The organism is Paracoccus marinus (assembly GCF_007018965.1).
GTDB classification, from domain to species: domain Bacteria; phylum Pseudomonadota; class Alphaproteobacteria; order Rhodobacterales; family Rhodobacteraceae; genus Paracoccus; species Paracoccus marinus.
On the sequence record NZ_VJYZ01000010.1, the window covers coordinates 1 to 26,521 of the forward strand.

The 26,521-nt window shown below is 69.1% G+C and carries 25 protein-coding genes and 1 tRNA gene; 14 read left to right on the plus strand and 12 right to left on the minus strand.

What is annotated here, in order from left to right; all coding sequences use genetic code 11:
• Positions 1-1,656: sensor histidine kinase (locus tag FNF32_RS05765; RefSeq protein WP_143796525.1), on the plus strand; the 1,656-nt coding region annotated here is incomplete at its 5' end.
• Between the two features lie 11 nt (positions 1,657-1,667).
• Here FNF32_RS05765 and FNF32_RS05770 read toward each other — a convergent pair.
• The 4 genes from FNF32_RS05770 to FNF32_RS05785 all read right to left on the minus strand — a co-directional run bounded on the left by FNF32_RS05770 (position 1,668) and on the right by FNF32_RS05785 (position 4,771).
• Positions 1,668-2,555, minus strand: a complete 888-nt coding sequence (locus FNF32_RS05770; protein ID WP_131673622.1) for a YihY/virulence factor BrkB family protein — start codon at positions 2,553-2,555, stop codon at positions 1,668-1,670.
• Positions 2,556-2,616: 61 nt separating this feature from the next.
• Positions 2,617-3,324, minus strand: coding sequence for a DNA polymerase III subunit epsilon (gene dnaQ / locus FNF32_RS05775; RefSeq protein WP_131673664.1), 708 nt, complete (start codon positions 3,322-3,324; stop codon positions 2,617-2,619).
• Positions 3,324-3,920, minus strand: a complete 597-nt coding sequence (gene coaE, locus FNF32_RS05780) for a dephospho-CoA kinase (RefSeq protein ID WP_131673621.1) — start codon at positions 3,918-3,920, stop codon at positions 3,324-3,326. Before coaE ends, dnaQ begins: the two co-directional genes overlap by 1 nt.
• A complete protein-coding gene (locus FNF32_RS05785; protein ID WP_131673620.1) occupies positions 3,917-4,771 on the minus strand; it encodes a shikimate dehydrogenase in 855 nt (284 codons plus the stop codon). The genes coaE and FNF32_RS05785 overlap by 4 nt, the downstream gene beginning before the upstream one ends.
• Before the next feature lie 431 nt (positions 4,772-5,202).
• On the opposite strand from FNF32_RS05785, the gene FNF32_RS05790 reads away from it, so the two are divergent.
• From FNF32_RS05790 to FNF32_RS05820, 7 genes are all read left to right on the plus strand, one after another.
• Entirely contained in the window at positions 5,203-5,652 is a 450-nt protein-coding gene (locus FNF32_RS05790; protein WP_131673619.1) for a CopD family protein, read from the plus strand.
• A gap of 133 nt (positions 5,653-5,785) precedes the next feature.
• The gene (gene rho / locus FNF32_RS05795; RefSeq protein ID WP_131673618.1) at positions 5,786-7,057 is read left to right on the plus strand and encodes a transcription termination factor Rho; all 1,272 of its coding nucleotides are present in this window, start codon (positions 5,786-5,788) and stop codon (positions 7,055-7,057) included.
• A 22-nt stretch (positions 7,058-7,079) separates the two neighbouring features.
• Positions 7,080-8,333: a tRNA uridine-5-carboxymethylaminomethyl(34) synthesis GTPase MnmE gene (gene mnmE / locus FNF32_RS05800; RefSeq protein WP_131673617.1), complete on the plus strand. Its 1,254-nt coding sequence runs from the start codon at positions 7,080-7,082 to the stop codon at positions 8,331-8,333.
• A 6-nt stretch (positions 8,334-8,339) separates the two neighbouring features.
• Complete coding sequence (mnmG, locus tag FNF32_RS05805) at positions 8,340-10,202, plus strand: tRNA uridine-5-carboxymethylaminomethyl(34) synthesis enzyme MnmG (protein ID WP_131673616.1); 1,863 nt, start codon at positions 8,340-8,342, stop codon at positions 10,200-10,202.
• 20 nt (positions 10,203-10,222) lie between these two features.
• Complete coding sequence (gene rsmG, locus FNF32_RS05810) at positions 10,223-10,774, plus strand: 16S rRNA (guanine(527)-N(7))-methyltransferase RsmG (RefSeq protein WP_342778027.1); 552 nt, start codon at positions 10,223-10,225, stop codon at positions 10,772-10,774.
• A complete protein-coding gene (locus FNF32_RS05815; RefSeq protein WP_131673614.1) occupies positions 10,767-11,558 on the plus strand; it encodes a ParA family protein in 792 nt (263 codons plus the stop codon). The genes rsmG and FNF32_RS05815 overlap by 8 nt, the downstream gene beginning before the upstream one ends.
• 46 nt (positions 11,559-11,604) lie before the next feature.
• Positions 11,605-12,429, plus strand: coding sequence for a ParB/RepB/Spo0J family partition protein (locus FNF32_RS05820; protein ID WP_425467894.1), 825 nt, complete (start codon positions 11,605-11,607; stop codon positions 12,427-12,429).
• Between the two features lie 11 nt (positions 12,430-12,440).
• On the opposite strand, the gene hemW is transcribed toward FNF32_RS05820, so the two are convergent.
• Genes hemW through rph form a run of 3 tightly spaced genes read right to left on the minus strand, consistent with a single transcriptional unit; the run spans position 12,441 to position 14,972 of the window.
• Positions 12,441-13,601, minus strand: a complete 1,161-nt coding sequence (gene hemW, locus FNF32_RS05825) for a radical SAM family heme chaperone HemW (RefSeq protein ID WP_131673663.1) — start codon at positions 13,599-13,601, stop codon at positions 12,441-12,443.
• A gap of 13 nt (positions 13,602-13,614) precedes the next feature.
• Entirely contained in the window at positions 13,615-14,220 is a 606-nt protein-coding gene (gene rdgB, locus FNF32_RS05830; protein ID WP_131673612.1) for an RdgB/HAM1 family non-canonical purine NTP pyrophosphatase, read from the minus strand.
• Positions 14,221-14,258: 38 nt separating this feature from the next.
• On the minus strand, positions 14,259-14,972 hold the full coding sequence (gene rph / locus FNF32_RS05835) for a ribonuclease PH (RefSeq protein WP_131673611.1): 714 nt from the start codon (positions 14,970-14,972) through the stop codon (positions 14,259-14,261).
• A gap of 91 nt (positions 14,973-15,063) precedes the next feature.
• On the opposite strand from rph, the gene hrcA reads away from it, so the two are divergent.
• The 5 genes from hrcA to FNF32_RS05860 all read left to right on the plus strand — a co-directional run bounded on the left by hrcA (position 15,064) and on the right by FNF32_RS05860 (position 20,259).
• Entirely contained in the window at positions 15,064-16,113 is a 1,050-nt protein-coding gene (gene hrcA, locus FNF32_RS05840) for a heat-inducible transcriptional repressor HrcA (RefSeq protein WP_131673610.1), read from the plus strand.
• A 3-nt stretch (positions 16,114-16,116) separates the two neighbouring features.
• A complete protein-coding gene (locus tag FNF32_RS05845) occupies positions 16,117-16,707 on the plus strand; it encodes a nucleotide exchange factor GrpE (protein ID WP_131673609.1) in 591 nt (196 codons plus the stop codon).
• A 66-nt stretch (positions 16,708-16,773) separates the two neighbouring features.
• Entirely contained in the window at positions 16,774-17,901 is a 1,128-nt protein-coding gene (locus FNF32_RS05850; RefSeq protein ID WP_131673608.1) for an S-(hydroxymethyl)glutathione dehydrogenase/class III alcohol dehydrogenase, read from the plus strand.
• 83 nt (positions 17,902-17,984) lie between these two features.
• Positions 17,985-18,635 carry an ATP-dependent Clp protease proteolytic subunit gene (locus tag FNF32_RS05855; RefSeq protein ID WP_131673607.1) on the plus strand — a complete coding sequence of 217 codons (651 nt, stop codon included), beginning with the start codon at positions 17,985-17,987 and terminating at the stop codon, positions 18,633-18,635.
• Between the two features lie 163 nt (positions 18,636-18,798).
• Complete coding sequence (locus FNF32_RS05860) at positions 18,799-20,259, plus strand: FAD/NAD(P)-binding protein (protein WP_131673662.1); 1,461 nt, start codon at positions 18,799-18,801, stop codon at positions 20,257-20,259.
• On the opposite strand, the gene FNF32_RS05865 is transcribed toward FNF32_RS05860, so the two are convergent.
• Complete coding sequence (locus tag FNF32_RS05865; RefSeq protein ID WP_131673606.1) at positions 20,225-21,247, minus strand: LLM class flavin-dependent oxidoreductase; 1,023 nt, start codon at positions 21,245-21,247, stop codon at positions 20,225-20,227. The two genes, FNF32_RS05860 and FNF32_RS05865, sit on opposite strands and share 35 nt — an antisense overlap.
• A 199-nt stretch (positions 21,248-21,446) precedes the next feature.
• On the opposite strand from FNF32_RS05865, the gene FNF32_RS15570 reads away from it, so the two are divergent.
• The gene (locus FNF32_RS15570) at positions 21,447-22,145 is read left to right on the plus strand and encodes a hypothetical protein (RefSeq protein WP_246087708.1); all 699 of its coding nucleotides are present in this window, start codon (positions 21,447-21,449) and stop codon (positions 22,143-22,145) included.
• Between the two features lie 12 nt (positions 22,146-22,157).
• Here the strand turns inward: FNF32_RS15570 and FNF32_RS05875 are convergent.
• The 4 genes from FNF32_RS05875 to fdhE form a co-directional block, all read right to left on the minus strand.
• Positions 22,158-22,253, minus strand: a tRNA-Sec gene (locus FNF32_RS05875).
• 31 nt (positions 22,254-22,284) lie between these two features.
• A complete protein-coding gene (gene selB / locus FNF32_RS05880) occupies positions 22,285-24,207 on the minus strand; it encodes a selenocysteine-specific translation elongation factor (protein WP_131675133.1) in 1,923 nt (640 codons plus the stop codon).
• Positions 24,204-25,565, minus strand: a complete 1,362-nt coding sequence (selA, locus tag FNF32_RS05885; RefSeq protein ID WP_131675132.1) for an L-seryl-tRNA(Sec) selenium transferase — start codon at positions 25,563-25,565, stop codon at positions 24,204-24,206. Before selA ends, selB begins: the two co-directional genes overlap by 4 nt.
• Complete coding sequence (gene fdhE / locus FNF32_RS05890) at positions 25,565-26,482, minus strand: formate dehydrogenase accessory protein FdhE (RefSeq protein ID WP_143796526.1); 918 nt, start codon at positions 26,480-26,482, stop codon at positions 25,565-25,567. Before fdhE ends, selA begins: the two co-directional genes overlap by 1 nt.
• Between the last annotated feature and the right edge of the window lie 39 nt (positions 26,483-26,521).

The following is a 26,521-nucleotide window of genomic DNA, read 5'->3' on the forward strand; positions in this document are numbered from 1 at the left end:
CAGGCGGCCGAACTGGCGCTGATGGGCCGGACCTCGTCGGCAGCGGCAGGCGAGCGGGCGTTGCTGCAAAGCGCGATTGGTTCGGCCGACGCGCTGGGACCGGCGGTGCTGGAAACGCTGAACGATCCGGGTGCATGTTCGCGGATGATGCGGACCTTCGTCGAGAACAGCGCCAGCTTCGTCTATGCAGGGTTCACGCCGCTTAACGGGATGGTGGACTGCACGTCGCGCGACGACGGCATCGTCCACGACGTGCGGGACTCGCCGCACTACCGCGCGTTCCTCGACAATCCCGGCATCACGATCACCGCGACGGACTCGGGCGCGATCTCTGGCGTCCCGGTGGTGGTCGTGTCGCAGCCGCTGGTGAGCAACAACGAACTGATCGGCTATGTCGCGACCTCGGTGTCGCAAGCGCTGATGCGGTCCACCCACGATCCGGCGACCAGCTCATCGGCGATGATCGTGACGTTCACGAACCGCGGGCAGGTGATCTCGACCGATCTGCCGGGCGGCGCGGTGGACGACATGCTGCCGGTGACCGCCTCGCTCGACGCGCTGATGAAGCGGACCGACACGACCTTTCGCGAGGTGTCGAAATCCGGCGAGCGGCGGCTGTTCACGGTCGTTCCTGTTGTGCCCGACCTCGTCTATGCGCTGGGAAGCTGGAACCCGCGATACGCCGGGGTGGGCAACATCGCGCTGTCGCGGTTCACCGGCGTCCTGTTCCCGCTGGCGCTGTGGGCCGTGTCGCTGGCGGTCGCCTATTTCGCCGTGTTCCGGCTGGTGCTGCGCCACATCCGAGAGCTTCGCGGCCAGATGCGCCGCTTCGCCATAGGCGACCGCCGCGCGCCGCCCCCGGTGCTGGACGAGGCGCCGGCCGAGATCGCGGATGTGAGCCGCACCTTCCACGACATGGCGCGCATCCTGATCCGCGACGAGGCGGCGATGGAAGCGTCGGTCAACGAAAAGACGGTGCTGCTGAAAGAGGTTCATCACCGGGTCAAGAACAACCTGCAGCTGATCGCGTCGATCATCAACATGCAGAGCCGGGTGGTCAGCGACAGCGACGCGCAAAAGGTCCTGCGGTCGGTGCAGGACCGGGTCGCGTCGCTCGCCACGATTTACCGCAACCTTTATCAGGCCGAGCATCTGGATTCGGTCGAGGCGGACCGGCTGATCTCGGACATCATCAACCAGATGGTGCTGGCGTCGATCGGGCCGCGTTCGCGCCTGAAGGTCGAGACGCATCTGGACCGCGTGACGCTGCTGCCCGACCAGGCGGTGCCGCTGACGCTGCTGACGACCGAGGCGTTCACCAACGCGCTGAAATACGCCGAGCCGGCGGCGGACGGGCGTTACGGCGTCTGCGTCGCGCTGTCGCGTCATCGGTCGGGCACGGCCGAACTGGTGGTCGAGAACACGCTGGGCCCGCAGACCCGGACGCCCGCTGCGGGGTCGGGGTCGGGCCTTGGCGGGCAGCTGATCGAGGCATTCGCGCTGCAGCTTTACGGCGACGTCTCGACCGAGGTCGTGGACGGCCGCTACCGGATGCGGCTGGTGTTCCAGATGCAGGAAAACGTGGCCGCCCCGGCCGACGAAGGGACGCGGCAGGTCGTTCTGACATCCGCCGCACGGCGCGGCGCCCGTCACTGACGCCTTTCGCCTCAGCCCTGCGTGGGGCTGGGCTTGTTGACCAGCGCGCGCGCCCGGCGCGCGGCGACCACCCGGCGGCGGCGCGCCAGTTCGACGTTGATGAGCGCGCCCAGCATGATGGAAAACCCCGCCAGATAGAACCACATGAGCAGCGCCACGACCGCGCCGATCGACCCATAGATGCGGTTGTAGCTGTTGAAGCTTCCCAGATAGGCCGAGAACGCATAGGACGCCGCCGCCCAGGCGAAGGCCGCGAACAGCGCGCCCCAGGTGAAGATCGGCGTGCGTGGCGTCTGCACATTCGGGCCGTAGCGATAGATGATGCCGATCCCGATCACGACGATCAGGAACATCGCCCCCCAGGGCGCCGCACCGATGAGCCAGCTTCGCATGTAGCTGACGTCGAGGAAGTTCAGCGCCAGCGGCACGATCACGATGGTCGCAAGCCCCATCAGCACCACGCCGACGATGGCGAGCGTGAGTATATAGGCGAGGATGAAGCCGAAGATGGTCGGGTGCGACCGCACCCCGTAGGCCGCATTGAGCCCGCGGACGAGCGCGTCCACCCCCGCCCGCGCCGCGATGGTGGCGATCAGGAACGAGATCGCGGACGCCCAGCCAAGCTGCGTGCGCCCGCCAGATGTCAGCGCATCGACCTGCGCGTGCAGGATCTGCGCGGCGCCGGGCGGCAGGAACTCATCCAGCACCTTGTAGTATTGGGTGATGATGGTGGGGTCGAACCACAGTCCCCATAGCGCGATGATCGCGGCAATGCCTGGAAACACCGCGAACATCGCATAGAAGGCGACGCCGGCGGCGATCAGGCTCATGTGGATCTTGTCCATGCGCTCGAACAGGGCGCTGACGAAGAGCCATATTTCCTTGATCCGCTCGATCATGACGGCTCACATCCGTTCTTGCGGCAGCATCGCCTGTCCGGGGGCCTTACGCAACCGATGCTCAGCCGGACGCTGCGGTATAGCGCAGCCACAGGGCCTTGTCGCCCATTCGCGCGACGAACGCGGCGTGGGCCGCCACCTCGGCCGTGGTCAGGCGCGGCGGCAGGGGCACGGGTCGGGCGCGGCGGGGGGCCATGACCAGCACGACGCCGTCTTGGGCCTGCACCGCGGGTGCATCCAGCACCAGGTCGGGCTGCCGGCCGCCGATCAGTTCCAGATAGACCGCTGCCAGCAGCTCGCTGTCCAGAAGCGCACCGTGCAGGTCGCGGCCCGAGTTGTCCACCCCGAAGCGGCGGCACAGCGCGTCGAGCGAGGCGGGCGCGCCCGGAAACTTCTGCCGGGCCATCGCGGCGGTGTCGAGCGCGCGACCCGGTCGCAGCTCGGGTCGTTTCGCCAGGCGCAGCTCGGCATTCAGGAAGCGGATGTCGAAGTCGGCATTATGCGCGATCAACCGCGCGTCGGGGCCGATGAAGTCGAGGAAACGGTCGGCGACCTCGGCGAACCGGGGCTTGTCGCGCAGGAAATCGTCGCCGAGGCCATGGACCGCCAGCGCCTCGGCCGGCATCGCGCGGTCGGGGTTCAGGTAGACGTGGAAATGGTTCTTCGTCGGCAGGTGGTTGATAAGCTCGATCGCGCCGATTTCCACCACGCGGTCGCCGGTCGCGGGGTCGAAGCCCGTCGTTTCGGTGTCGAAGACGATTTCGCGGATCATGCGTGCGGCCGCTGGCTGAGGATTTCCGAGCAGATGGCATCTACCGCCGCAGCCGCCGCGTCAAGGCTGTGGGACGGGATGATCCAGTCGGCGCGGGCGCGACGCTGGTCGTCGGGTAGCTGGCGCGACAGGACCAGGTCGAGCGTCTGTTCCGTCATGCCGGGCCGGGCGAGGACGCGGGCGCGTCGGATATGTTCGTCGGTGCTGACGACCGCGACGCCGTCCATCTGCGCCTCAGCCCCGGTTTCGAAGAGCAGCGGGATGTCGAGAACGACGATGGGCGCGGCGGCGTGGCCCCGCACGAAGGCCATGCGGTCGGCGGCGACCAGCGGATGGACGATCGCTTCGAGCGTGGCGAGGCGCGCGGGGTCGGCCGTCAGCGCGGCCTTGAGGATGGTGCGGTCAACCGCCCCACGGACGACTGCTTCGGGGAAAACCTGGCCCACTGGCGCGACCGCAGCGCCGCCCGGCGCGTAGAGACGGTGGACGGCGGCGTCCGCATCCCACACGGGGTGCCCGCGCTCGGCGAACATCGCGGCGGCCGTCGACTTGCCCATGCCGATCCCGCCGGTGAGGCCCAGCGAAAAGGTCATGCAAGCGCGGCCCGGCGCAGGTCGTCGTCAACCTCGGGGCGGTGCCCGAACCAGCGCTCGAACCCCGGCGCGGCCTGGTGCAGCAGCATGCCGAGCCCGTCCACGGTCCGGCAGCCCCGCGCCCGCGCTTCGGCCAGGAACGTCGTTTCGAGCGGGTTGTAGACCAGATCGGTGACAAGCGCGTCCGTCCCCAGCGCGTCGAGCGGGATCCGCAGCGGCGGCCGACCGGTCATCCCCATCGAGGTCGCGTTCACGACCGTCGCCGCGCCGTCGAGCATGTTGCCCGCCTGCGCCCATTCGTAAACGACGATCCGCGCGCCGAACTCGGCCCGCAGCTGGTCGGCGCGCAGCCGGGTGCGGTTGGCGATGCGGATTTCGGGCACATGCGCCTCGAGCAGGGCGGCGACCACGGCCCGCGCCGCGCCGCCCGCGCCGATCACCGCCGACGGGCACTGTTCGGGCACCCAGTCGGGGGCGTGCTGGCGCAGGTTCGCCATGAAGCCGTAGCCGTCGGTGTTGTCGGCGTGGAGCCGCCCGTCGGGGCGGAAGATCAGCGTGTTCGCGGCCCCGATCAGCGCCGCGCGGTCGGTGACGATGTCGGCAAGTGCAAGCACGGCTTCCTTGTGCGGAATGGTGACGTTCACGCCCACGAACCCCGCCTTGGGCAGCGTGTGCAGCACCTGGCCCAGATGTTCGGGCAGGACGGCGAGCGGGACATAGGCGCCCGCGATGCCGTAGCGGCGCAGCCAATGGCTGTGCAGCGCAGGTGAGCGCGAATGCGCGACCGGCCAGCCGATCACCCCGGCCAGGGGGATCGCATCGGGGGGTTGGAACGTGTCTGGATCGTGCATGGGCAGGCGGGAGGGTTCTTTCGCCGATCATGACCCCGGGCTTCAGGACGGGGCAAGCGCGACCTGTCGACAGGTTTGTGGAAAACGCGGAGTGCGGCTTCGGGACAACGGGTCGTGGCTGGGCGATCGCGATTTTTCGCCGGGGATCGGGGCAGTGACGGGGACGGTTCTGCACAGGGGGATAAGTTCTGAGAACTGGGAAGAATAGGTGGGAAGGTTTGAGTTCTGCACAGGCAGCCTCTAAGTCTATCTCATTGAAGAGAGAAATTTTTCACGTGAAGCATCTCGCTTTACTCTCAATTTTTCACATCGTGACAATATTGTGGAAAAACCCCAAGACCGCGTCTGATTCAGTCGTCCACAGCCCTAACAACATCATCTTCCCTTTTCCTTGAATCTTTCTTTTAAGATGACTCGAGAAGGAGAGTTGCGTGTCCGATATCCTGAGTGCGGCCTACCCGTGGATCAAAGCCGTCCACGTGATGGCGGTCGTGTCCTGGCTTGCCGGGCTGTTCTACCTGCCGCGGCTGCTCGTCTATCACGCCGAGCGCGCGCAGGTTGGAGAGGAACCGGTCGCCTCGTTCAGGATCATGGAAGCCAAGCTTCTGCGGCTCATCATGAACCCCGCGATGATCGCGACGTGGGTTGCAGGGCTCGCGCTTGTCTTTACGCCGGGCGTCATCGACTGGTCGATGGTCTGGCCCTGGACCAAGGCCGCGTCCGTGCTGGCGATGACGTGGTTCCATCACTGGCTTGCCGCGCAGCGCAAAATCATGGCGACGCAGCCCGCCCCCCTCAGCGGACGGACATACCGGCTAATGAACGAGCTGCCGACGCTGCTGATGGTCGTGATCGTCCTGTCGGTGATCGTGAAGTTCTAGGCGCGTTTGACTTTCTATCCTTAGGAAGCTATGTGCGCTTGACCCGCCGTCCGGCGGTGTATCTTCATGAACAATTCTGTGGTCCGACCTTGCACCCGTTTCGCGGGTCGTCTGGCCCCTATCGGTGACCTTGATGAGCGACGAGCGGCTGAACCTGTCCGACCTGAAGGCGAAGACCCCCGCGGACCTGCTGGCCATGGCCGAGGAATGGGAAATCGAGAACGCCTCGACGATGCGGAAGGGCGAGATGATGTTCTCGCTGCTGAAAGAGCATGCCGAGGAAGGGATCGAGATCGGCGGCGACGGCGTGCTGGAGGTCGTGCAGGACGGGTTCGGGTTCCTGCGCTCGACCGAGGCGAACTATCTGCCCGGCCCCGATGACATCTATGTCAGCCCCGACATGATCCGCCAGCACAGCCTGCGGACGGGCGACACGGTCGAGGGCGTGATCCGGGGACCGGGCGAGAACGAGCGTTACTTTGCGCTGACGCGGGTCGAAAAGATCAACTTTGAAAGCCCGGAAAAGGCGCGCCACAAGGTTGCGTTCGATAACCTGACGCCGCTTTATCCCGACGAGCGGCTGAAGATGGAGTTCGAGGATCCGACCGCCAAGGACCGCTCGGCCCGGATCATCGACCTGGTCTCGCCGATCGGCAAGGGCCAGCGCAGCCTGATCGTGGCGCCGCCGCGGACCGGGAAAACCGTCTTGCTTCAGAACATTGCGCATTCAATCGCCCGCAATCACCCGGAATGCTATCTGATCGTCCTGCTGATCGACGAGCGGCCCGAGGAAGTCACCGACATGCAGCGTTCGGTCAAGGGTGAGGTCGTGTCGTCCACCTTTGACGAACCGGCGACGCGCCACGTGGCCGTGTCCGAGATGGTAATCGAAAAGGCCAAGCGCCTGGTCGAGCACAAGCGCGACGTGGTCATCCTGCTCGATTCGATCACCCGCCTTGGCCGGGCGTTCAACACCGTCGTTCCGTCGTCGGGCAAGGTCCTGACCGGCGGCGTCGATGCGAACGCGCTGCAACGCCCCAAGCGGTTCTTCGGCGCCGCGCGCAACATTGAGGAAGGCGGATCGCTGACCATCATCGCCACCGCGCTGATCGACACCGGATCGCGCATGGACGAGGTGATCTTCGAGGAATTCAAGGGCACCGGCAACAGCGAGATCATCCTGGACCGCAAGGTGGCCGACAAGCGCGTGTTCCCGGCGATCGACATCCTCAAGTCGGGCACCCGCAAGGAAGAGCTGCTGGTGGATCAGAAGGACATGCAAAAGACGTATCTGCTGCGCCGCATCCTGAACCCGATGGGCACGACCGACGCGATCGAGTTCCTGATCTCCAAGCTCAAGCAGACGAAGAACAACGCCGAGTTCTTCGATTCCATGAACGCCTGAGCCGTCGTCGCGCGAGGATGATGTGGACACGATCCACGCCGAATCGACTCCGCCCGGACGAGGCGGCATCACGGTCGTTCGCGTAAGCGGGGACCGGGCGAGGGTTGTTGCCGAGGATCTGGCGGGGGCCCTGCCCGCGGCGCGGTTCAGCTATCTTCGGGCGCTGCGTGACGGCGACCGACTGATCGACCGCGCGCTCGTCGTCCGGTTCAACGCCGGGGCGAGCTTCACCGGCGAGGACGTGGTTGAGTTTCACCTGCACGGCGCGCCGATCGTGTCGCGGTTGCTGCAAGCGGCGCTGCTTGCCCGCGGGTCGCGCCTCGCGCTGCCGGGTGAGTTCACGCAGCGCGGTTTTCTGAACGGCAAGCTCGACCTGTCCGAGGCGGAGGCGCTGTCGGATCTGCTGGCGGCCGAGACCGAGTCACAGCATCGACTCGCGATGCAGGTGGCGGACGGGGCGCTGCACGACTGGGCCGCAAGCCTGCGCGCGCTGCTGGTGCGGGCGGGCGCGCTTGTGGCGGCGTCGATCGACTTTGCCGACGAGGATGTGCCGGACGCGGTGCCGGCCGAGGTGTTCGAGAGCCTGCGGACGGTGCGGGCCCGGATCGACGAGCAGCTCGACGGATTTCCGGCGGCCGAGCGCATGCGGGTGGGGTTCGAGGTGGCGTTGATCGGGCCGCCGAATGCTGGAAAATCGTCTCTTTTGAATGCCATAGCGCGGCGGGACGTGGCGCTTGTGACCGAGATCGCGGGCACGACGCGCGACGTGATCGAACTGCGCGCGGACCTGCGCGGCCTGTCGGTGACGTTCCTGGACACGGCCGGCCTGCGGGAAACCGAAGATGTCGTCGAGCGGATGGGCGTCGCACGGGCGAGCGAACGGGCCGCCGCCGCCGACCTGCGCATCCACCTGTCCGACGAAGGAAGCGCCGTCGATGCGCTGCTGCGCGATGGTGATCTGGTCGTCAGGTCCAAGGCCGATTTGAGGACGGGCGATGTGTCCGCGCGGTCTGGTGAGGGCGTGGCCGCCCTGCTCGACCGGGTGTACGACACCTTGCGCGATCGTGCCGCGCCTGCCGGGATCGTATCGCGGCAACGCCAGGCAGACGCGCTTCGACAGGCGCGCGCGGTGCTCGAGTTGACGCTTGCGACGCCACCCGAGATCATCGCCGACGCCATCGCCATGACCACGCGCGCGCTGCGCGAGGTGGTTGGCGAAGTGGGCGTCGAGGACTATCTAGACGAAGTGTTTTCGTCGTTCTGCATCGGGAAGTAGTTTCACGTGAAGCAAAGCTATGACGTCATCGTCGTCGGTGGCGGTCACGCCGGGGTGGAAGCCGCCGCGGCTGCCGCGCGGATGGGTCGTGCCACCGCGCTGGTGACGATGCGGGCGGATGACATCGGCACGATGTCGTGCAATCCGGCGATCGGCGGCCTTGGCAAGGGGCATCTGGTGCGAGAGATCGACGCGCTCGGCGGCCTGATGGGACTGGCCGTCGACGCGGCGGGGATACAGTTTCGCCTGCTGAACCGGCGAAAGGGCCCGGCCGTTCAGGGCCCAAGGGCGCAGGCGGACCGCACGCTCTACCGTGCAGCGGCGCAGCGCCTTGTGGAGGCCCAGCCGGGCTTGGACGTCGTGCTGGGTGAGGTCTCGGCGCTGCTGCGCGACGGCGCTGCGGTCACCGGGGTCGCGCTGGCGGACGGCACGGTGCTGGCGGCGCGCGCTGTCGTCATCACTTCGGGCACCTTTCTGAACGGCGTGATCCACCTGGGCGATGTGAGCCGCCCGGCCGGTCGCTGGAGTGGGCCGGCGTCGCAGGGACTCGCGGCGGACCTGATGAGCCTTGGGCTGCTGATGGGGCGACTCAAGACGGGCACCCCGCCCCGGCTGTCGCGGGCCAGCATCGACTGGGACGCGCTCGACCATCAGCCTGGCGACGACGATCCGGTGCTGTTTTCCTATCTGAACAGCCGCGTGGAAGCGCCGCAGATCAGTTGCGCGATCACCCACACCAACGACCGGACGCACCGCATCATCCGGGACAATCTGTCCCGCTCGGCGATGTATGGCGGCCACATCGACGGCGTCGGCCCCCGCTACTGCCCGTCGATCGAGGACAAGGTCGTCCGCTTCGCGGATAAGGACGGGCACCAGGTGTTTCTTGAGCCAGAGGGCTGGGACAGCGACGTGGTCTATCCCAACGGGATCTCGACCTCGCTGCCCGAGGATGTGCAATTGGCCTATGTCCGCACGATGAAGGGGCTTGAGAACGCCGTCATCCTGCAGCCGGGCTATGCCGTCGAATACGACTTTGTCGATCCCCGCGCGCTGACTTCTGCTTTGCAGGTCAAGTCCGCGCCCGGTCTGTTCCTCGCCGGCCAGATCAACGGGACGACCGGTTACGAAGAGGCGGGCGCGCAGGGTCTTGTTGCCGGCGTCAACGCCGCGCGTCTGGCTGCGGGCGAGGCGCCGGTCGTGTTTTCACGCACAACCAGCTACATCGGAGTCATGATCGACGACCTGACGACGCGCGGCGTGACCGAGCCGTATCGGATGTTCACCTCCCGGGCCGAATTCCGGCTGTCGATGCGCGCCGACAATGCCGATCAGCGTCTGACACCGCTCGGCCGCGATCTCGGCCTGGTGGATGATGCGCGATGGCAGGTCTATCGGGACAAGATGGCGCGTTACGACGCCGCACGAAAGGTGGCAGAGGGGCGCACCCTGTCGCCGAACGAGCTTGCCGCGGTCGCGATCCCGGTGCGGCAGGACGGTCAGCGCCGCAGCCTCTTCAGCCTGCTGGCGCTGACCGATCTCGACCCGATGACCGTCGTCTCGCTGGACTCTAACCTAGCGGCAGTAGACGCGCAAACCTTGCAGCAACTCCGCAATGACGCGCTGTACGCCCAGTACACCGACCGCCAGCAGCGCGAGGCTGACGCCCTACGCCGCGAAGAGTCCGCGACGATCCCGGCCGACTTCGACTATGGTTCCGTGTCGGGCCTTTCCAACGAACTGCGGCAGAAGCTGGATCGCCATCGTCCGGTGTCGATCGCGCAGGCAAGCCGGATCGAGGGGATGACTCCGGCCGCACTCGCATTGCTGCTCGCCCTGACCCGCCGGGGCAAGCGAGCCACCGCATGATTGCTTCATGTGAAGCAAAGTTGCACGGTTTTGCCGATCTGCTGCGCCGTTGGAACCCGTCGATCAACCTCGTCGCGCCGTCCACCCTGGGCGACCTTTGGTCCCGCCATATCGACGACAGCATTCAGCTTGCTGACCTTGCGCCGTCAACAGGAACCTGGCTCGACATCGGCTCCGGCGGCGGGCTGCCGGGCATCGTCGTCGCGATCTGCCGGCCGGACCTGCAGGTCACGCTGCTCGATTCCGACGCGCGCAAGGCCACCTTCCTTCGCACCTGCATCCGCGAGCTCGACCTTGCAAACGCAACCGCCGTCACCGATCGGATCGAACGGCATCCACCCGCCGGTGCATCCCACGTCAGCGCGCGCGCCCTTGCTCCGATGCCGAAGCTGATGCCATATGTCGTGCGGCATCTGGCGCCCGGCGGAACGGCCTGGCTGATGAAGGGCGAACGCTGGAAGGATGAGGTCGACGCGGTGAAGACAGCCTGGCACTTCGACCTGACCGATCACGCAAGCCGCACCCAACCCGGCGCCGCCATCCTTGAACTGACGGCGATCCGCCATGCCTGACCCGCATATCGTCGCAATCGCGAACCAGAAGGGCGGGGTCGGCAAGACGACCACGGCGATCAACCTTGGCGCGGCGCTGGCCGATCTCGGCAAGACGGTCCTGCTCATCGACCTTGATCCGCAAGGCAACGCTTCGACCGGCCTTGGTATAGACCCCGCGCACCGCACCCCCAGCAGCTATGACCTGCTCAGCGGCGAGACGACGATTGCCGATGCGATCCGGCCCACCCAGATCGACCGCCTGACCATCGTTCCGGCCAACGCGGATCTCGCCTCGGCCGATATCGACCTGTCCGCGCGCAGCAGCCGCACGCAGCTTCTCAAGCAGGCGGTTCAGCAGGCGAAAGCCGACGTGGTGCTGATCGACTGCCCCCCCGCGCTCGGCTTGCTGACCCTGAACGCGATGGTGGCGGCCGAAAGCGTCCTCGTCCCGCTGCAGGCAGAGTTCTACGCGCTCGAGGGCTTGTCGCAGCTTCTCCTCACCGTCCGGCAGGTCCGCCAAGCCGCGAACCCCGGCCTGCGGATCGAGGGCGTTTTGCTCACTATGTCCGACAGCCGCAACAACCTTGCCGTTCAGGTCGAGGCGGATGCCCGCCAGACGCTCGGCGATCTGGTGTTCAAGACCGTTATTCCGCGCAATGTGCGCGTGTCCGAATCGCCTTCGTTCGGCCGGCCGGTCATCCACTACGACCCGTCGTCCAAGGGCAGCACCGCCTACCGCGACATGGCGAAAGAGTTCATCGCTCGCCACAAGTCATTGAAGAAAAAGGCACAAAATGGTTGATCGCAAGTCGGACAAGCGGGGCCTGGGTCGCGGATTGTCCGCCCTTATGGCCGGCGTGGCGCTGGCACCCGACAGCCCTGCGCCGCAAACCCAGCACATCGCGATCGAGCAGTTGATTCCCAACCCCGACCAGCCGCGCCGCGACTTCAAGCCCGAGCTTCTGCAGCAACTCGCGGACTCCATCCGCTCACGCGGCGTCCTGCAGCCGCTGATCGTGCGCCCTCATCCCGATGGCGGCGGGCTTTACCAGATCGTCGCCGGCGAACGCCGCTGGCGCGCGGCCCAGATCGCGCAGCTGCACGACCTTCCCGTAATCGTCAGCGACCTTACCGATCCCGAGGTGCTCGAGGTCGCGATCATCGAGAATATCCAGCGCGCCGACCTGAACGCCGTCGAAGAGGCCGCTTCGTACCGACAGCTGATGGACCGCTTCGGTCACACGCAGGAAAAACTGGCCGAGGCCCTGAACAAGAGCCGCAGCCACATCTCGAACGTCCTGCGCCTTCTGAACCTGCCCGAGCCGGTGCAGGCGATGCTGCGCGACAACACGCTGAGCGCCGGCCACGCCCGCGCGCTGATTACCGCCAACGATCCCGTCGGCCTCGCCCGCAAGGTCATCGAACGCGGCCTGTCGGTGCGCGAGACCGAGCAGCTTGTCCGCGATCAGTCGGCCGCCAGACCCGAGCGGTTGCCCGCCCGCGAAAGCACCAAGGACGCCGACACCCGCGCGATCGAAAGCGATCTCACGGCGCAGCTGAAGATGCGGGTGCGGATCGACCACGCGGGGCACGACGGCGGGCGGGTGACGATAACCTACCGCGACCTCGACCAGCTCGACCGCCTGTGCCAGATGCTTGGCGGCAGCGCCTGACCTGGGCTGCCCTAAGGCGCCAGTTCCCGCAGGATCGCGTTCAACACAGGCCGACCCTCGCGCGTGGCCCTGATCCGCTGCCCGTCCTCTTCGACCAGCCCCAGGTCCACCAGCGACCGCACCGCCGTATGATCGACCGGGGCACCGTTCAGGGCGGCGAAGCGCCCCCGGTCCATCCCCTCGACCAGGCGCATCGACATCAGCAGATATTCCACCGCCTGATCGTGCCGGGGCAGAACCTCGCGCGGCAGCTCGCCCGATCCACGCCGCTCGACCGCATCCAGCCACGCCCCCGGTGCCCGCAGCGCCTCGGTGCCGACACGGGAATCGGGCAACGTCAGGCGCCCATGCGCCCCGGGTCCCACCGCCGCCCAGTCCCCTTGCCGCCAACATGTCAGGTTGTGCCGGCTTTCCGCGCCGGGCCGCGCATGATTCGACACCTCGTACGCGGGGTACCCGAACTTCTCGCAAATATCCTGCGTCTCCAGATACATATCACCTGCCATGTCATCGTCAGGTATATCGCGCAGCCCGCCCGCAGCATGCCGCGCACCGAACGCCGTGCCCGGTTCGATGGTCAGTTGATAAAGCGACAGGTGGTCCACGGCCATCGCGAGCGCCTCGGTCAGCTCGCGCCGCCACGACGCCGCATCCTGCTGCTGCCGCGCATAGATCAGGTCGAAGCTCACCCGCCCGAACGCGTTCCGGGCGATGTCGAACGCCGCTCGCGCCTCGGCCGCGCTGTGCATCCGCCCCAGCCGCTTCAGGTCCGCGTCGTTGAGCGCCTGCACTCCCATCGACAGCCGGTTCACACCCGCGTCGGCATAACCGCGAAAGCGCCCCGCCTCGACGCTGGTGGGGTTCGCCTCCAGCGTGATCTCCACGTCGTTCGCCAGCGGCCAAGCCGCGCGCGCCGCCTCGATCACCCCCGCCACCGTGTCCGGCGCCATCAGCGAAGGCGTGCCGCCGCCAAAGAAGATGCTGCCCAGCACGCGTCCGGGTACCTCGGCCGACAGCCGCGCGATCTCGGCGCGAAAGGCGGACAACCAGCGCGGCTGGTCGATCACCGCCGCAACATGGCTGTTGAAATCGCAATAGGGGCACTTCGCCGCGCAGAACGGCCAGTGGACGTACAGCGCAAAGCCGCCCGCGCGCCAGTCCTCGGCAGGCATGGGCGCGGTGGGGTCAGCCAAGGACCGCCCGCAGCTTCGTGAACGCGTCCGCGCGGTGGCTGATGAGGTTCTTCTCGTCCGCCGTCATCTCGGCAAAGGTCCGGTCGAACCCGTCCGGCACGAACATCGGGTCATAGCCGTGCCCGAGCGCGCCCCGTACCGGCCAGGTCAGGCGACCCGGCGCGATCCCCTCGAACACCTCCTCGTGCCCGTCGGGCCACATCAGCAGGAACGTCGCGCGGAACTGCGCGGTGCGCGGCTCGGGCGCGCCCTTCGCCTCCAGCTCGGTCCACGCCCGCGTCATCGCCTGCATGAAGTCACGCCCCGACCCTGTTTCGGCCCAGTCGGCCGTATAGACCCCCGGCGCGCCGTCCAGCCCGTCGATGCAGATGCCGCTGTCATCGGCGAGCGCGGGGAGGCCGGTCGCCTTGACCGCCGCCGCGGCCTTGATCCGGGCGTTGCCGACAAAGGTCGCCTCAGTCTCCTCGGGCTCGGCCAGCCCCATCTCGGCCGCGCCCACGACCTCGATCCCGTAGGGGGCGAACAGCGCCCGCATCTCGTCCAGCTTGCCCGCGTTGTGGGTGGCGACCAGCAGCCGCCGCTCGTCCAGCTTTCTCATGCCAGCTTCCTCATGACGCCCTTCTCATGACAACGTCCTCACGCCAGCGCCGCCTTCTGCGCCTCGACCAGCCGGCCTGCGCCCAGCTGGGCAAGGTCCAGCAGCTTGTCCATCTCGGCCCGGCTGAACGCCGACCCCTCCGCCGACATCTGCACCTCGATCAGCCGGCCTGCGCCGGTCATGACGAAGTTGCCGTCGGTGCCCGCCTCGCTGTCCTCGGGATAGTCGAGGTCCAGCACCGGCTGGCCGGCATAGATCCCGCAGCTGACCGCCGCGACGTGGTCCACCAGCGGATCGGTCGTCACCATCTTGGCCGCGATCAGCTTGTTCACGGCCAGCCGCAGCGCGACCCAGCCGCCGGTAATCGACGCGCAGCGGGTGCCGCCGTCTGCCTGCAGCACGTCGCAGTCGATCACGATCTGCCGCTCGCCCAGGGCGCGCCGGTCCACGCCCGCGCGCAGCGCCCGCCCGATCAGGCGCTGGATCTCGACCGTGCGGCCACCCTGCTTGCCCGCCGCCGCCTCGCGCCGGTTGCGGCTGGTGGTCGCGCGCGGCAGCATTCCGTATTCCGCCGTGACCCAGCCCTGGCCCGACCCCTTCAGGAACGGCGGCGCCTTGTCCTCGATGGTGGCCGAACACAGCACGTGGGTGTCGCCGCAGCGGATCAGGCAAGAGCCCTCGGCGTGCCGCATGACGCCGGTTTCGATTGAAATCGGGCGCAGTTCGTCTAGATTCCGGCCAGAGGGGCGCATGGGATGTCCTTTCAGGGTGTTGCCCGTCAGATACAGGTGCGCCGACCCCATCCGCAACCCTTCCGGCCCCCCGCGCGCGCCAAGGCCCCCGATGATCCAGCCCGGCCTGTTGTCAGACCTGAACGACCGCTCGCGCGAGGTTTTTCGCCGCGTCGTAGAGGGCTATCTGGAAACCGGCGAGCCGATCGGGTCGCGGACGCTGACCCGGTCGATGGCGGTGTCGGCGGCGACTATCCGCAACGTCATGCAGGATCTGGAATATCTGGGCCTTCTCGACAGCCCGCACGTCTCGGCCGGGCGCCAGCCCACGCAGCTTGGCCTGCGCCTGTTCGTGGACGGGCTGATGGAAATCGACCCCGTCGCCCCGGCAGACCGCGCCCGCATCCAGGAAACGCTGGGCGACGACGATCCCGACACCCCGGTTCTTCTGGACCGCGTCAGCACCGCCCTGTCGCACCTGACGCATGGCGCGTCGCTGGTGCTGATGCCCAAGCAGGAAGCCCCCGTTCGCCATATCGAGTTCGTGAGCCTCGCCCCCGACCGGGCGCTGGTGATCCTCGTCTTCGCCGACGGGCGGGTGGAAAACCGCGTCTTCACCCCGCCCGCCGGACAGACGCCCAGCTCGATGCGCGAAGCCGCCAATTTCCTCAACGCCCAGGCCGAGGGGCGGACGCTCGCCGAACTGCGGGCGACGCTTGGCGATGCCGTGGATTCCAACCGTCAGCAGATCGACGCGCTGGCGGGGGAACTGGTGGCCGCCGGCCTCGCGCTGTGGGAATCGGACGACCGCGACCCGCGCCTGATCGTGAAGGGCCGGGCGAACCTGCTGCCCAACGAGGCGGCGGACCTGGAACGGATGCGGGTCCTGTTCGACGAGCTGGAACGCAAGCGCGACATCGCCCGGTTCCTGGAACTCGCCGAAGGCGGCGACGGCGTCCGCATCTTCATCGGGTCCGAAAACAAGCTTTTTTCACTTTCGGGTTCCTCTCTCGTCGTTTCACCCTATATGAACGCGGATCGAAGAATTGTGGGTGCGGTGGGCGTGATCGGTCCGACGCGGCTGAACTATGGCCGCATCGTGCCGATCGTGGATTACACCGCTCAGCTGATCGGCCGGATATTGTCGGGCCGAAAGGGGTAGACGATGAACGACAAGCCGAACGGCCATATTGACTTGGACGCGATCGAGGAAGGGTTCGCCGCCGATGCGGGCCCCGACCCGCTGGCGACGCATCCGGCCGACGACGATCGCATCCTCGCGATCGAGGCCGAGCGCGACGACTATCGCGACCGCTTCATGCGCGCGCTGGCCGACGCCGAAAACGCCCGCAAGCGGGCCGACAAGGACCGCCGCGAGGCCGAGAACTATGGCGGATCGCGCCTCGCCCGCGACCTGCTGCCGGTCCACGACGCGCTCAGCCGGGCGCTGGCGGCCGCGACCGACCGCACGGACGCGAACGCCGCCCTGATCGAGGGGGTGGAGCTGACGCTGCGCGAGCTGACCAACGTCTTCACCAAGCACGGCATCAAGGTCATCGACCCCGCCATCGGCGAACGGTTCGACCCGCAATCGCACGAGGCGATGTTCGAGGCGCCGGTGCCGGGCACCCGCGCGGGCGACATCATCCAGGTGATGGCGAACGGCTTCATGCTGCACGACCGCCTGCTGCGCGCCGCGCAGGTCGGCGTGTCGTCCACCCCGGCTTCGGCCACCGCGGCCCCCGTCCAGAACTGAACCCCGGTTGAACCCGCCGCGCGGCTGCGCCAGTCTGGCGCGGCCACCCGCGAAAGGATCCGCTCGATGAGAACGCGCGCCGCAGTCGCACTTCAGGCGGGCCAACCCCTTGAGGTCATGGACGTCGAGCTTGCCGGCCCCAGGGCTGGCGAGGTCATGGTCGAGATCAAGGCCACCGGCATCTGCCACACCGACGAGTTCACCCGCTCGGGCGACGACCCCGAAGGGCTGTTCCCCGCCATCCTCGGCCACGAGGGCGCGGGCGTCGTCGTCGAGGTGGGGCCGGGCGTCACCTCCGTCCGCCCCGGCGACCACGTCATCCCGCTTTACACCCCGGAATGCCGGCAATGCGCGTCCTGCCTGTCGGGCAAGACCAACCTTTGCACCGCGATCCGCGCGACGCAGGGGCAGGGGCTGATGCCGGACGGGACCTCGCGCTTTTCCATGCTCGATGGCACCCCCCTCCATCACTACATGGGCTGCTCGACCTTCTCGAACTTCACCGTCCTGCCGGAGATCGCGGTCGCGAAGGTCCGCGAGGACGCGCCCTTCGACAAGATCTGCTACATCGGCTGCGGCGTCACCACCGGCATCGGCGCGGTCATCAACACGGCCAAGGTCGAGATCGGGGCCAAGGCCGTGGTGTTCGGCCTGGGCGGGATCGGCCTCAACGTGATCCAGGGCCTGCGGCTCGCGGGCGCGGACATGATCATCGGCGTGGACCTGAACGACGACAAGCGCGCGATGGCCGAACGCTTCGGCATGACCCACTTCATCAACCCGCGGAACGTGGAAAACGTCGTGCAGGAGATCGTTGAGCTGACCCGCACCCCGTTCGACCGGATCGGCGGCGCTGATTACAGCTTCGACGCGACCGGCAACGTCAAGGTGATGCGCGACGCGCTGGAATGCACCCATCGCGGCTGGGGTCAGTCGATCATCATCGGCGTGGCGCCGGCAGGCGCGGAAATCAGCACCCGCCCGTTCCAGCTGGTCACCGGCCGGATCTGGAAGGGGTCGGCCTTCGGCGGCGCGCGCGGCCGCACCGACGTGCCCCGGATCGTGGACTGGTACATGGACGGCAAGATCGAGATCGACCCGATGATCACCCACACCCTGCCGCTGTCCGACATCAACCGCGGCTTCGACCTGATGCACGCGGGCGAGTCGATCCGGTCGGTGGTCATTTACTGATCCTAAAGGGATGCTTAGGTAACGATGCGACGGGGTCCGGCTTCGCGCCGCGCCCCCCGCTGCGCCAATGAAAGGATGCCCCGATGCTGCACCCGTTTCCGCCCCACCGGCTTGATGACGACGACCCCGACGAGGAAGAGGACGAGCCGCGGAAGGACGACGAGAAAGGCGAGGATCTGGGGCTTCCGCAAAGCCCCGCGATCGACAAGCTGTATTTCCGCTCGCGCACCGTCATCGTCGCGGGCACGATCAACGACAAGCTGGCGCAGCGCACCGTCTCGCACCTGCTCGCGCTGGCCGAGGATAGTGACAAGCCGATCAACGTCCTGATCTCGTCGCCCGGCGGCCACGTCGAATCCGGCGACATGATCCACGACGTGATCCGCTTCATCCGCCCGACCGTGCGGACCATCGGCTCGGGCTGGGTGGCGAGCGCGGGGGCGCTGATCTTCGTCGGCGCCAAGCAGGAAAACCGGTTCTGCCTGCCCAACACCCGCTTCCTGATCCACCAGCCCTCGGGCGGGATCGGCGGCACCAGCTCGGACATGATGATCCAGGCGGAACAGCTGCGCCTGATGCGCGACCGCCTGAACCAGATCTTCGCCGATGCGACCGGCCAGCCGGTCGAGCGGATCGCCGCGGATACCGAGCGCGACTTCTGGCTGAACACGCAGGAGGCGCTGGATTACGGGCTTCTCAGCCGCGTGATCCGCACGGTAGACGACCTCGCGTGACCCGGCCGGGGCGGGCTGTCGCGCCCGCCCCGGTCCTGCCGCTCCGCTTGGCGGCGTCGGGCCGCAACCGCAGGGCGAACTCGGCGATTGCCGTTGCGTCACGCTTTCCGCTAGACCGTCGCGCAGACGGCCGACGGGCCAACCGGCAGAGGCGCAGATGACCATGACCGACCAACCCGACACGCGGCACCCGGCCGGCGACGCGGAAACGCGCCGCGATTGCTTCCATGTCGTGGTCCTCGGCGGCGGTGCGACCGGGGCGCTGATGGCGGCGCATCTGCTGCGGCAGTCGGACAGGGTCGCCGTGACGCTGGTCGAGGGGACGTATCGCCCCGGCCGCGGCATCGCCTATTCGACCACCGATCCCGACCATCTGCTGAACACCCGCGCCGACATGATGACGGCGTACCCCGACGATCCGCTGCATTTCTTCCGCTGGCTCAAGGCGCGCCCCGAAGGGTCGGGGATGACCGAGCAGAGCTTCGTCAGCCGCTGCACCTATGGCGACTACCTGACCGACCAGTTGCGCGACAGCGCCGGCGCTTGCGGCGACCGGCTGCGCCACGTGCAGGGCATCTGCGAGCGGCTGGACGATAGCGGTCGCGGCGTCGTGGCGCGGATGGCGGACGGCGCGACGATCGCGGCCGATCTTGCGATCCTCGCCACCGGCCACGCCGTTCCGCGACCCGACCCGCGCGGCTTGACGACCGGCGCGTGGGAAGGCGTCGACGGGATCGACCCTGACGGCACGGTGGTGATCGTGGGCACGGGCCTGTCGATGGTGGACCAGGTCCTGTCGCTGTCCCGCGCCGGCCATCGCGGCCAGATCGTCACCGTCTCGCGCCGCGGCCTCTTGCCGCGCCCGCACGTGCCGGGCCGCAACCCGTTCCCGGTGGACGCCGCCGACGTGCCGTTCGGCGCGCCGATGAGCGTCGTCACCCGCTGGGCCCGCGACCTCGCCCGCCGCGCCCGGGCCGAGGGCAAGAACTGGCGCGATGCCATCGACAACATCCGCCCGCATGCGATCGCGCTGTGGAAGGCCGCGCCGCTGGCCGAACGCGCCCGCTTCCTGCGCCACGCGGTCGCGTGGTGGGACGTTCACCGCCACCGCATCCCGCCGCGCTCGGCCGCCCTGATCGACCGCGCGGTCGCCAGCGGCCAGCTGATCCACCGCCGGGGCGCGTTCCTGCGCGCCGAGGCGGGCGAGGCGGGGTCGGACCGTGCGATCATCCGCCCGCACGGGCAGGACGCAACCACCGCCATCGACGCCGCCCGCATCATCGACTGCCGTGGCATCCGTAACGACCCCGAACGCCACGCGACGCCCCTTGTCGCGGGGCTGCTGGCCGACGGAAAGGCGCGCGTGGACGTGCTGCGCGTGGGCCTGGAGGTGACCGGGGACTGCCACCTGATCGACCGCGACGGGCACCCGTCCGACCGCATCCTCGCCATCGGGCCGGTGTCCCGGGCGGCGTTCTGGGAAATCACCGCGATCCCCGACATCCGCGTTCAGGTCGCGGCCGTGGCGGCGCGGATCGCCGCGCGGGCGGACGCTCAGGCCGCGCCCAATCCCGAAACCGCGTCAAAGGTCAGCGCCAGCCAAGCCCCGGCGCGACAAGCGTGACGATCGATTCCAGCAGGTGCGCGTTGTAGTCGACGCCCAGCTGGTTCGGGATCGTCAGCAGCAGCGTGTCCGCCTCGCGGATCGCCTCGTCCTGGGCGAGCAGGTCGATCAGCACGTCCGGCTCGGCCACGTAGCTGCGCCCGAAGATCGAGCGGGTGTCGTCGATGATGCCGATCTGGTCGCGGTCGCTTTGCTCGCGTCCCAGGATCTGCCGGTCCATGTCGTTCACCAGCGCGAAGATGCTGCGGCTGACCGACGCGCGCGGCTCGCCCTTGTGGCCGGCGGCGTACCACGCCTCGCGGAACAGCCGGATCTGGCGCGCCTGCTGGATGTGCAGCGGCTCGCCGGATTCGTCGGTCTTCAGCGTCGAGCTTTGCAGGTGCATCCCCAGCTGCCCGGCCCAGATCGCCGTCGCGTCCGACGCGGCCCCCCACCAGATGCGATCCCGCAGCCCATCGGAAAACGGCTCGAGCCGCAGCAGCGCGTCGGGCGGGTTCGGGAACATCGGTTGCGGCGCGGGTTCCGCGAACCCCTCGCCTTCCAGCAGCGCAAGGAAGATCTCGGTCCGCCGCCGGGCCATGTCGGCGTCGGTTTCACCCGGTGCGGGGACATGGCCGAAATGGCGCCACCCCTCGACCACCTGCCCGGGCGATCCCCGGCTCAGCCCCAGTTGCAGCCGCCCCCGAGAGATCAGGTCGGCCGCGCCCGCATCCTCGGCCATGTAGAACGGGTTTTCGTAGCGCATGTCGATCACGCCGGTCCCGATCTCGATCCGGCTGGTGCGGGTGCCCACCGCCGCGAGCAGCGGAAACGGCGAGGCGTGCTGGCGGGCGAAGTGGTGGACCCGAAAATAGGCGCCGTCGAGCCCGAGTTCCTCGGCCGCGATCGACAGGTCGATGGACTGCAGCAGGTTGTCGGATGCCGACCGCGTCTTCGACATCGCCGACGACGACCAGTGACCGAAGGACAGAAAGCCGATCTTCTTCATGGTTGGTTCCTCGTGGGCCCCTCGGCCGGAAATGCCTTACTCGCAAAAGAACGCTGGAACCGCGGGCCGGCGCAACCGCGGGGCCTCTGCGACTTCATGGGAACTGCGAAAATGGCAAAGCAGTTTCTTTCGCAAGCCGGTGATGCGAAGCTTGGTTAACGCGCGAGGTCGCCCGCGGGTTTGCAGGAAAGTCGACGTGATGCCACAGATTGCCTTTCGTCTGGTCACCTTGTTCGTGCTGGGGGCGCTGCCGGCCGCCGCGCAGGATGCGCCGTTGGCGCCGCAGCCGGCGGCGCCCGGCGTCGTCGCCCCGCCCGCCGCATCGCAACCCGCCGCCGCGCGGGAGCCGGTGCAGACCCCCACCCCCGCCACCACGCAGGACGCGCTGGCGACCCCGACGCCTACCGATCCGAACGCCGCCGGTCCGGCGGCCGTGGCGGGCCAGCCGGCAGGCCAGGCACCGGCCGCGCAGCCCGATCCGCAGGTCCTTGCCGCGCAGCAGGCGCAGGCGGCCGCGGCATTCGCGGCCACCGTTCAAGGCAAGTCGCAAGCCGGCGAAACCTTGTCCCCGGCAGAGGTCGCCGCGATCGCCGATCAGCCTGCCCTGAAACCGGCCTACGTCCAGCGTCAGGAAGCCGCGGGCGATCCTGCCTCGGCCCAGTCGGTGGACGACACGGCGGCGGGCGGGACAGGCGGCAGCTCTGCGGATGCGACCGCCACGCCCGCGACGCAGCCCCAGCGCGCGACGGCAGACGGCACCGCGCCCGGCAATTCCGGCTCGACCGGCTGGACGGGCGGCACGGGCGGGTCGATGATCGGCACGAACCCCGCAGGCGCCGCGCCCACGTCCAAGACGTGGCAGCCGCCGACCGCGCGGGGCCTCAGCCTGAACGGCTGAACGGGGCCCCGCTGGCGGAGGAGAATGGGAGTCGAACCCACCCGGGACAGGCTCGCTGCCCCAACCGGATTTGAAGTCCGGCCGCCCCACCGGGGACGATTCTCCTCCAAGACCGGCGCGCACCGCGCATCCGCGAAGGTCAGTCCGCGAAGATGTCAGCGCGGTGGGGGTTCAGGCGCCGCAGGTCGCCCCGCCGCATTGTTACGCCCTGACGGTCGAAGAAGTCGAGGATCTCGATCGCGACCTTGCGCCCGTTCTGGACCCGGTCCCGGAACGCCGCCGCCGTGACCCAGCGGTCGGGTGCCGCCGCCTCGACCTCGGCGATGATGCCGACCATCTCGGCGGTGGTGGCGCGCAGGAAGAAGTGGTCGGGCCGGATCTGGTCCACCCGTCCCTGCCGCGCGGCCATCCTGAGCACACGGCGCACGTCGCCCTCGGGCACGGCGAGCGAGGCTGCGAAGTCGCGGACGCGGGGTGGGCGGAAGCGGTCGTCGCCGCCGAGTTGCGGCAGGATGCGGTCGAGCAGCGCAAGTTCTTCGGCGGTCATGCGGACGACGTGGCCGGGCAGGCGCACGAACCCGCCCTCGGCCGTCACTGCGCCCGCCTGCACCCGGCCCGCGAGCCATGCCGCAAAGCCTGCCTTGGGCAGGCGCGGCGTCAAAGCCAGCCGCAGCCGCTCGCGCACCATCCCCTGCATCTCGGGGTGGTCGGCGTGGAACGTGGCGAGCGTGTCCAGCGCGCCCGCATCCAGCGTCCGCATCGTGGCGTGGGACAGAGCCAACCGGGCTTCACCGGCGTCCAGCGTCGCCACGGCGGCGGCAAGGCCGTCGGAATCGGCCAGCGCGCGGTCGCGGGCAAAGCCGGTCAGGTCCACGAAATGCGGGGCGATGTCCAGCATCGCGGCCAGCGCCTGCGCGTCGTCGGCGATGCCCTGCGCCTCGATCAGCTGCAGGCGCGCGGGCGTGCGACGGTGCCGGGCGGGGGCGCGCAGGTCGCGGAAGCTGCCGCCGCCGATGGTGCGGCGGGCCGACACGTCGCGCAGGATGAAGCGGTCGCCCACGGCCGCCGCGATGGGACGGTCCAGCACCAGCTGCACCGGCCCCGACCCGCCCGGCTGCAAGGCGGCGGCCAGCGGCACGATCCGCACCCCCACCTCGGCCGCGCCGGCGTGCAGCCGCGCCGGAAACCAGGTCGAGATCGCCTTGGGCTCGCCCGCGAGCACCCGCAGGTCCGCGTCGATCCGGTCCGTGGGGGCGTGCAGCGCGGGCGCGCCCACGACCTGTCCCCGCTCGATCTGCTCGGGCGCGATGCCGTCGCCCGCAAGGTTGAGCGCGCAGCGTTGCCCGGCCACCCCTTCGCCCGCCGGTCGGTTCTGCGCGTGGATGCCCCGCACCCGCGCCGCAAGGCCCGAGGGCGACAGGACGACCACGTCGCCCACGCCGACGCGGCCCGACTGCACGGTGCCGGTCACGATCGTGCCGGTGCCCTTCAGCGAAAAGCTGCGGTCGACCGCCATCCGGAACCGCCGGTCGGTGCCGCGCGCGGCTGTCGCGGCCTCGGCGGCGGCCAGCGCGGCGCGCAAATTGTCCAGTCCCTCGCCGGTGACGGTCGAAACGGCGATGATGTCGGACCTGTTCAGCGCGGTCGGGGCGATCAGGTCGCGGATCTGCCTTTCGACCTCGGCCCGCCGCATGTCGTCGGCGAGGTCGGCCTTGGTCATCGCGACGATTCCGCGCGTGACGCCCAGCAGATCGAGGATGGCCAGATGCTCGCGCGTCTGCGGCATGACGCCGTCGTTCGCGGCGACCACCAGCAGCGCAAGGTCGATCCCGCCCGCGCCCGCCAGCATCGTGTGGACGAACCGTTCATGCCCCGGCACGTCCACGAAGCCGGTGATCGCGCCCCCATCGGCGCCGACCCCCAGATCGGCATAGGCGAAGCCCAGTTCGATGGTGATCCCGCGCGCCTTTTCGGCGGCAAGGCGGTCGGTGTCCACGCCCGTCAGCGCGCCGACGAGCGCGGTCTTGCCGTGGTCGATATGGCCCGCCGTGCCGACGATCATAGATGCGACAGGCTGGCCAGAAGCGCGCCGTCGTCCGGCAGGCAGCGGAGATCGAGGATCAGCGCGCCGTCGCGGATGCGGCCGATCACCGGCATCGGCAACGCACGCAGCCGCGCGGCAAGATCATCCGGCACCGACCCCCGGTCGCCCGACAGCGCCAGCCCGGCCGAGGGCAGCGCCTCGACCGGCATCGCGCCCGATCCGATCTGGCTGGCGCAGTCCACCACCTCGACCCGGATGCCGGGCAGCATCGCGGCCACCGGCGCCAGCAGCCGCGCGGCCTGCGCGGCGATGTCGTCGCGGGTGCGCGTCAGCAGGCGCAGGGTCGGCAGGCGTTCGGCCAGCCGGTCCGGGTCGCGGTACAGCCGCAGCGTCGCCGCGACCGCCGCAAGACGGATCTTGTCGAGCCGCAGCGCGCGTTTCAGCGGGTTGCGGTTGATCCGCGCGATCAGGTCGGCGCGCCCGACGATGAACCCCGCCTGCGGCCCGCCCAGAAGCTTGTCGCCCGAGAAGGTCACCAGATCGGCCCCCTCGGCCACCGCCTGCCGCACCGTGGGTTCCGGCGGCAGGCCCCAGCGGGTCAGGTCCACCAGCGTCCCGGACCCCAGGTCGTTGACCAGCGGCACCTCCGCCGCGCCCGCGATCCCGGCCAGTTCGGCGGGGGCGACGGCGGCGGTGAACCCCTCGATCCGGTAGTTCGAGGGATGCACCTTCATCATCAGCGCGGTGTCGTCCGTCACCGCGTCCCGGTAGTCGCGCGGGTGGGTGCGGTTGGTCGTCCCGACCTCGACCAGCCGGACGCCCGCGCGGGCCATGATGTCGGGGATGCGGAAGGCGCCGCCGATTTCCACCAGCTCGCCCCGCGACACGATCGCCTCGCGCCCCTCGGCCAGCGCGTTCAGGACCAGCAGCACGGCGGCGGCGTTGTTGTTGACGACGGTCGCGGCTTCGGCCCCGGTCAGGTCGCATAGAAGGTCGCGGACGTGGTCGTCGCGCTCGCCCCGGTTGCCGGTGGCAAGGTCGTATTCCAGCGCGGCGGGGTGGCGCATGGCGTCGGTCGCGGCCTCGATCGCGGCCTCGGCCAGCAGCGCGCGGCCAAGGTTGGTGTGCAGGACGGTGCCGGTCAGGTTCAGGACCGGGCGCAGCGCCCCGGCCCCGGCATCAAGCCGCAGGGCGGCGTCCGCGACCAGCGCGTCGGCGTCGGGCACCGCCGCCCCGGCCAGCGCCGCATCCCGCGCGCCCCCCAGCGCGGCGCGCAGGGCCGCGGTCGCCGCCGTGCGGCCGTGCAGATCTACCAGCCCGCGCGCCGCCCCGGCAAGCAGCCGGTCCACGGACGGCAGGTCGCGAAGGGACGCCATCAGTAGCCGATCAGGAACGGGTTCACGCCGCCGCGCCGCCACGCCCCCCCGCGCATCAGCGCGTCGAGGCCAAGCGTGCCCACGTCGTCCGCCACCGGATCGAGCGCCGGGTTCCGGGTCTGCAGCATCTGCTTAACCCAGGATCCGCACGCGTCACAGGTCTCGGCCCGCACGGTCGCCTCGCCGGTCCCGTCATCCACGGACTGCAGGCCGATCCCCTTGGTAGACCCGCAGCACAGGCACTTGACCCGCACCTCGTTCCACAGCGTCTGGCAGCAGGAGCAGGCGGGGTAGCGCGTGCCCTCGGCACCCTGCACGCCGGTCACGACGGACGATGCCGGGCGGCCGCCGCAGGCCGGGCAGACGCCGGTGCGGATCGGGACCAGCTGGCCGGCGTCAAGGGCGGCGGCGATCCGGGCCAGGTGGACCTGCACGGCGGCGGCGGCGAACAGATGCGGGGCCGGGCTGTCTGCTGGGATCGCGTCGTCCAGCACGTTGCCAAGAAGCCAGCGGCGGTCCTCGGCCGATGCCGCGGCAACCGCGTCCAGCGCCAGCCGGGCGGCGGCCGGCATCTCGATCGCGGTCGCCTCGCGGCAGAGCGCGGTCAGGGTGGCGTCGAGCGCGGGGTCCGCGATCGCGTCGTGCCGGTCGATCGGCGGCATCCGCGACGCGCGGGCCAGCGCCACGCGGTCGGCGGGCACCGGCACCGGCGCGGGCAGGTCGGCCGCCAGCCGCGCCTGCACCCGCGCAAGACCCGCCAGAAACCGCAGGTAGGGGCCGAGGTTCGACCCCTCTGCCAGCACGTCGAGCCGCGCCGCGCGGGCGTCGAACAGCCGGGCGGGCCGGGGCAATATGGCAAGCGGCGGCGTGGGAACGCCGCCGATCATGCCGGGATCGGGTTCTACGACCTCTGTCATCTCGCCCCTTGCGCCCCGGGCTGGTCGAGGCCGCAGGCG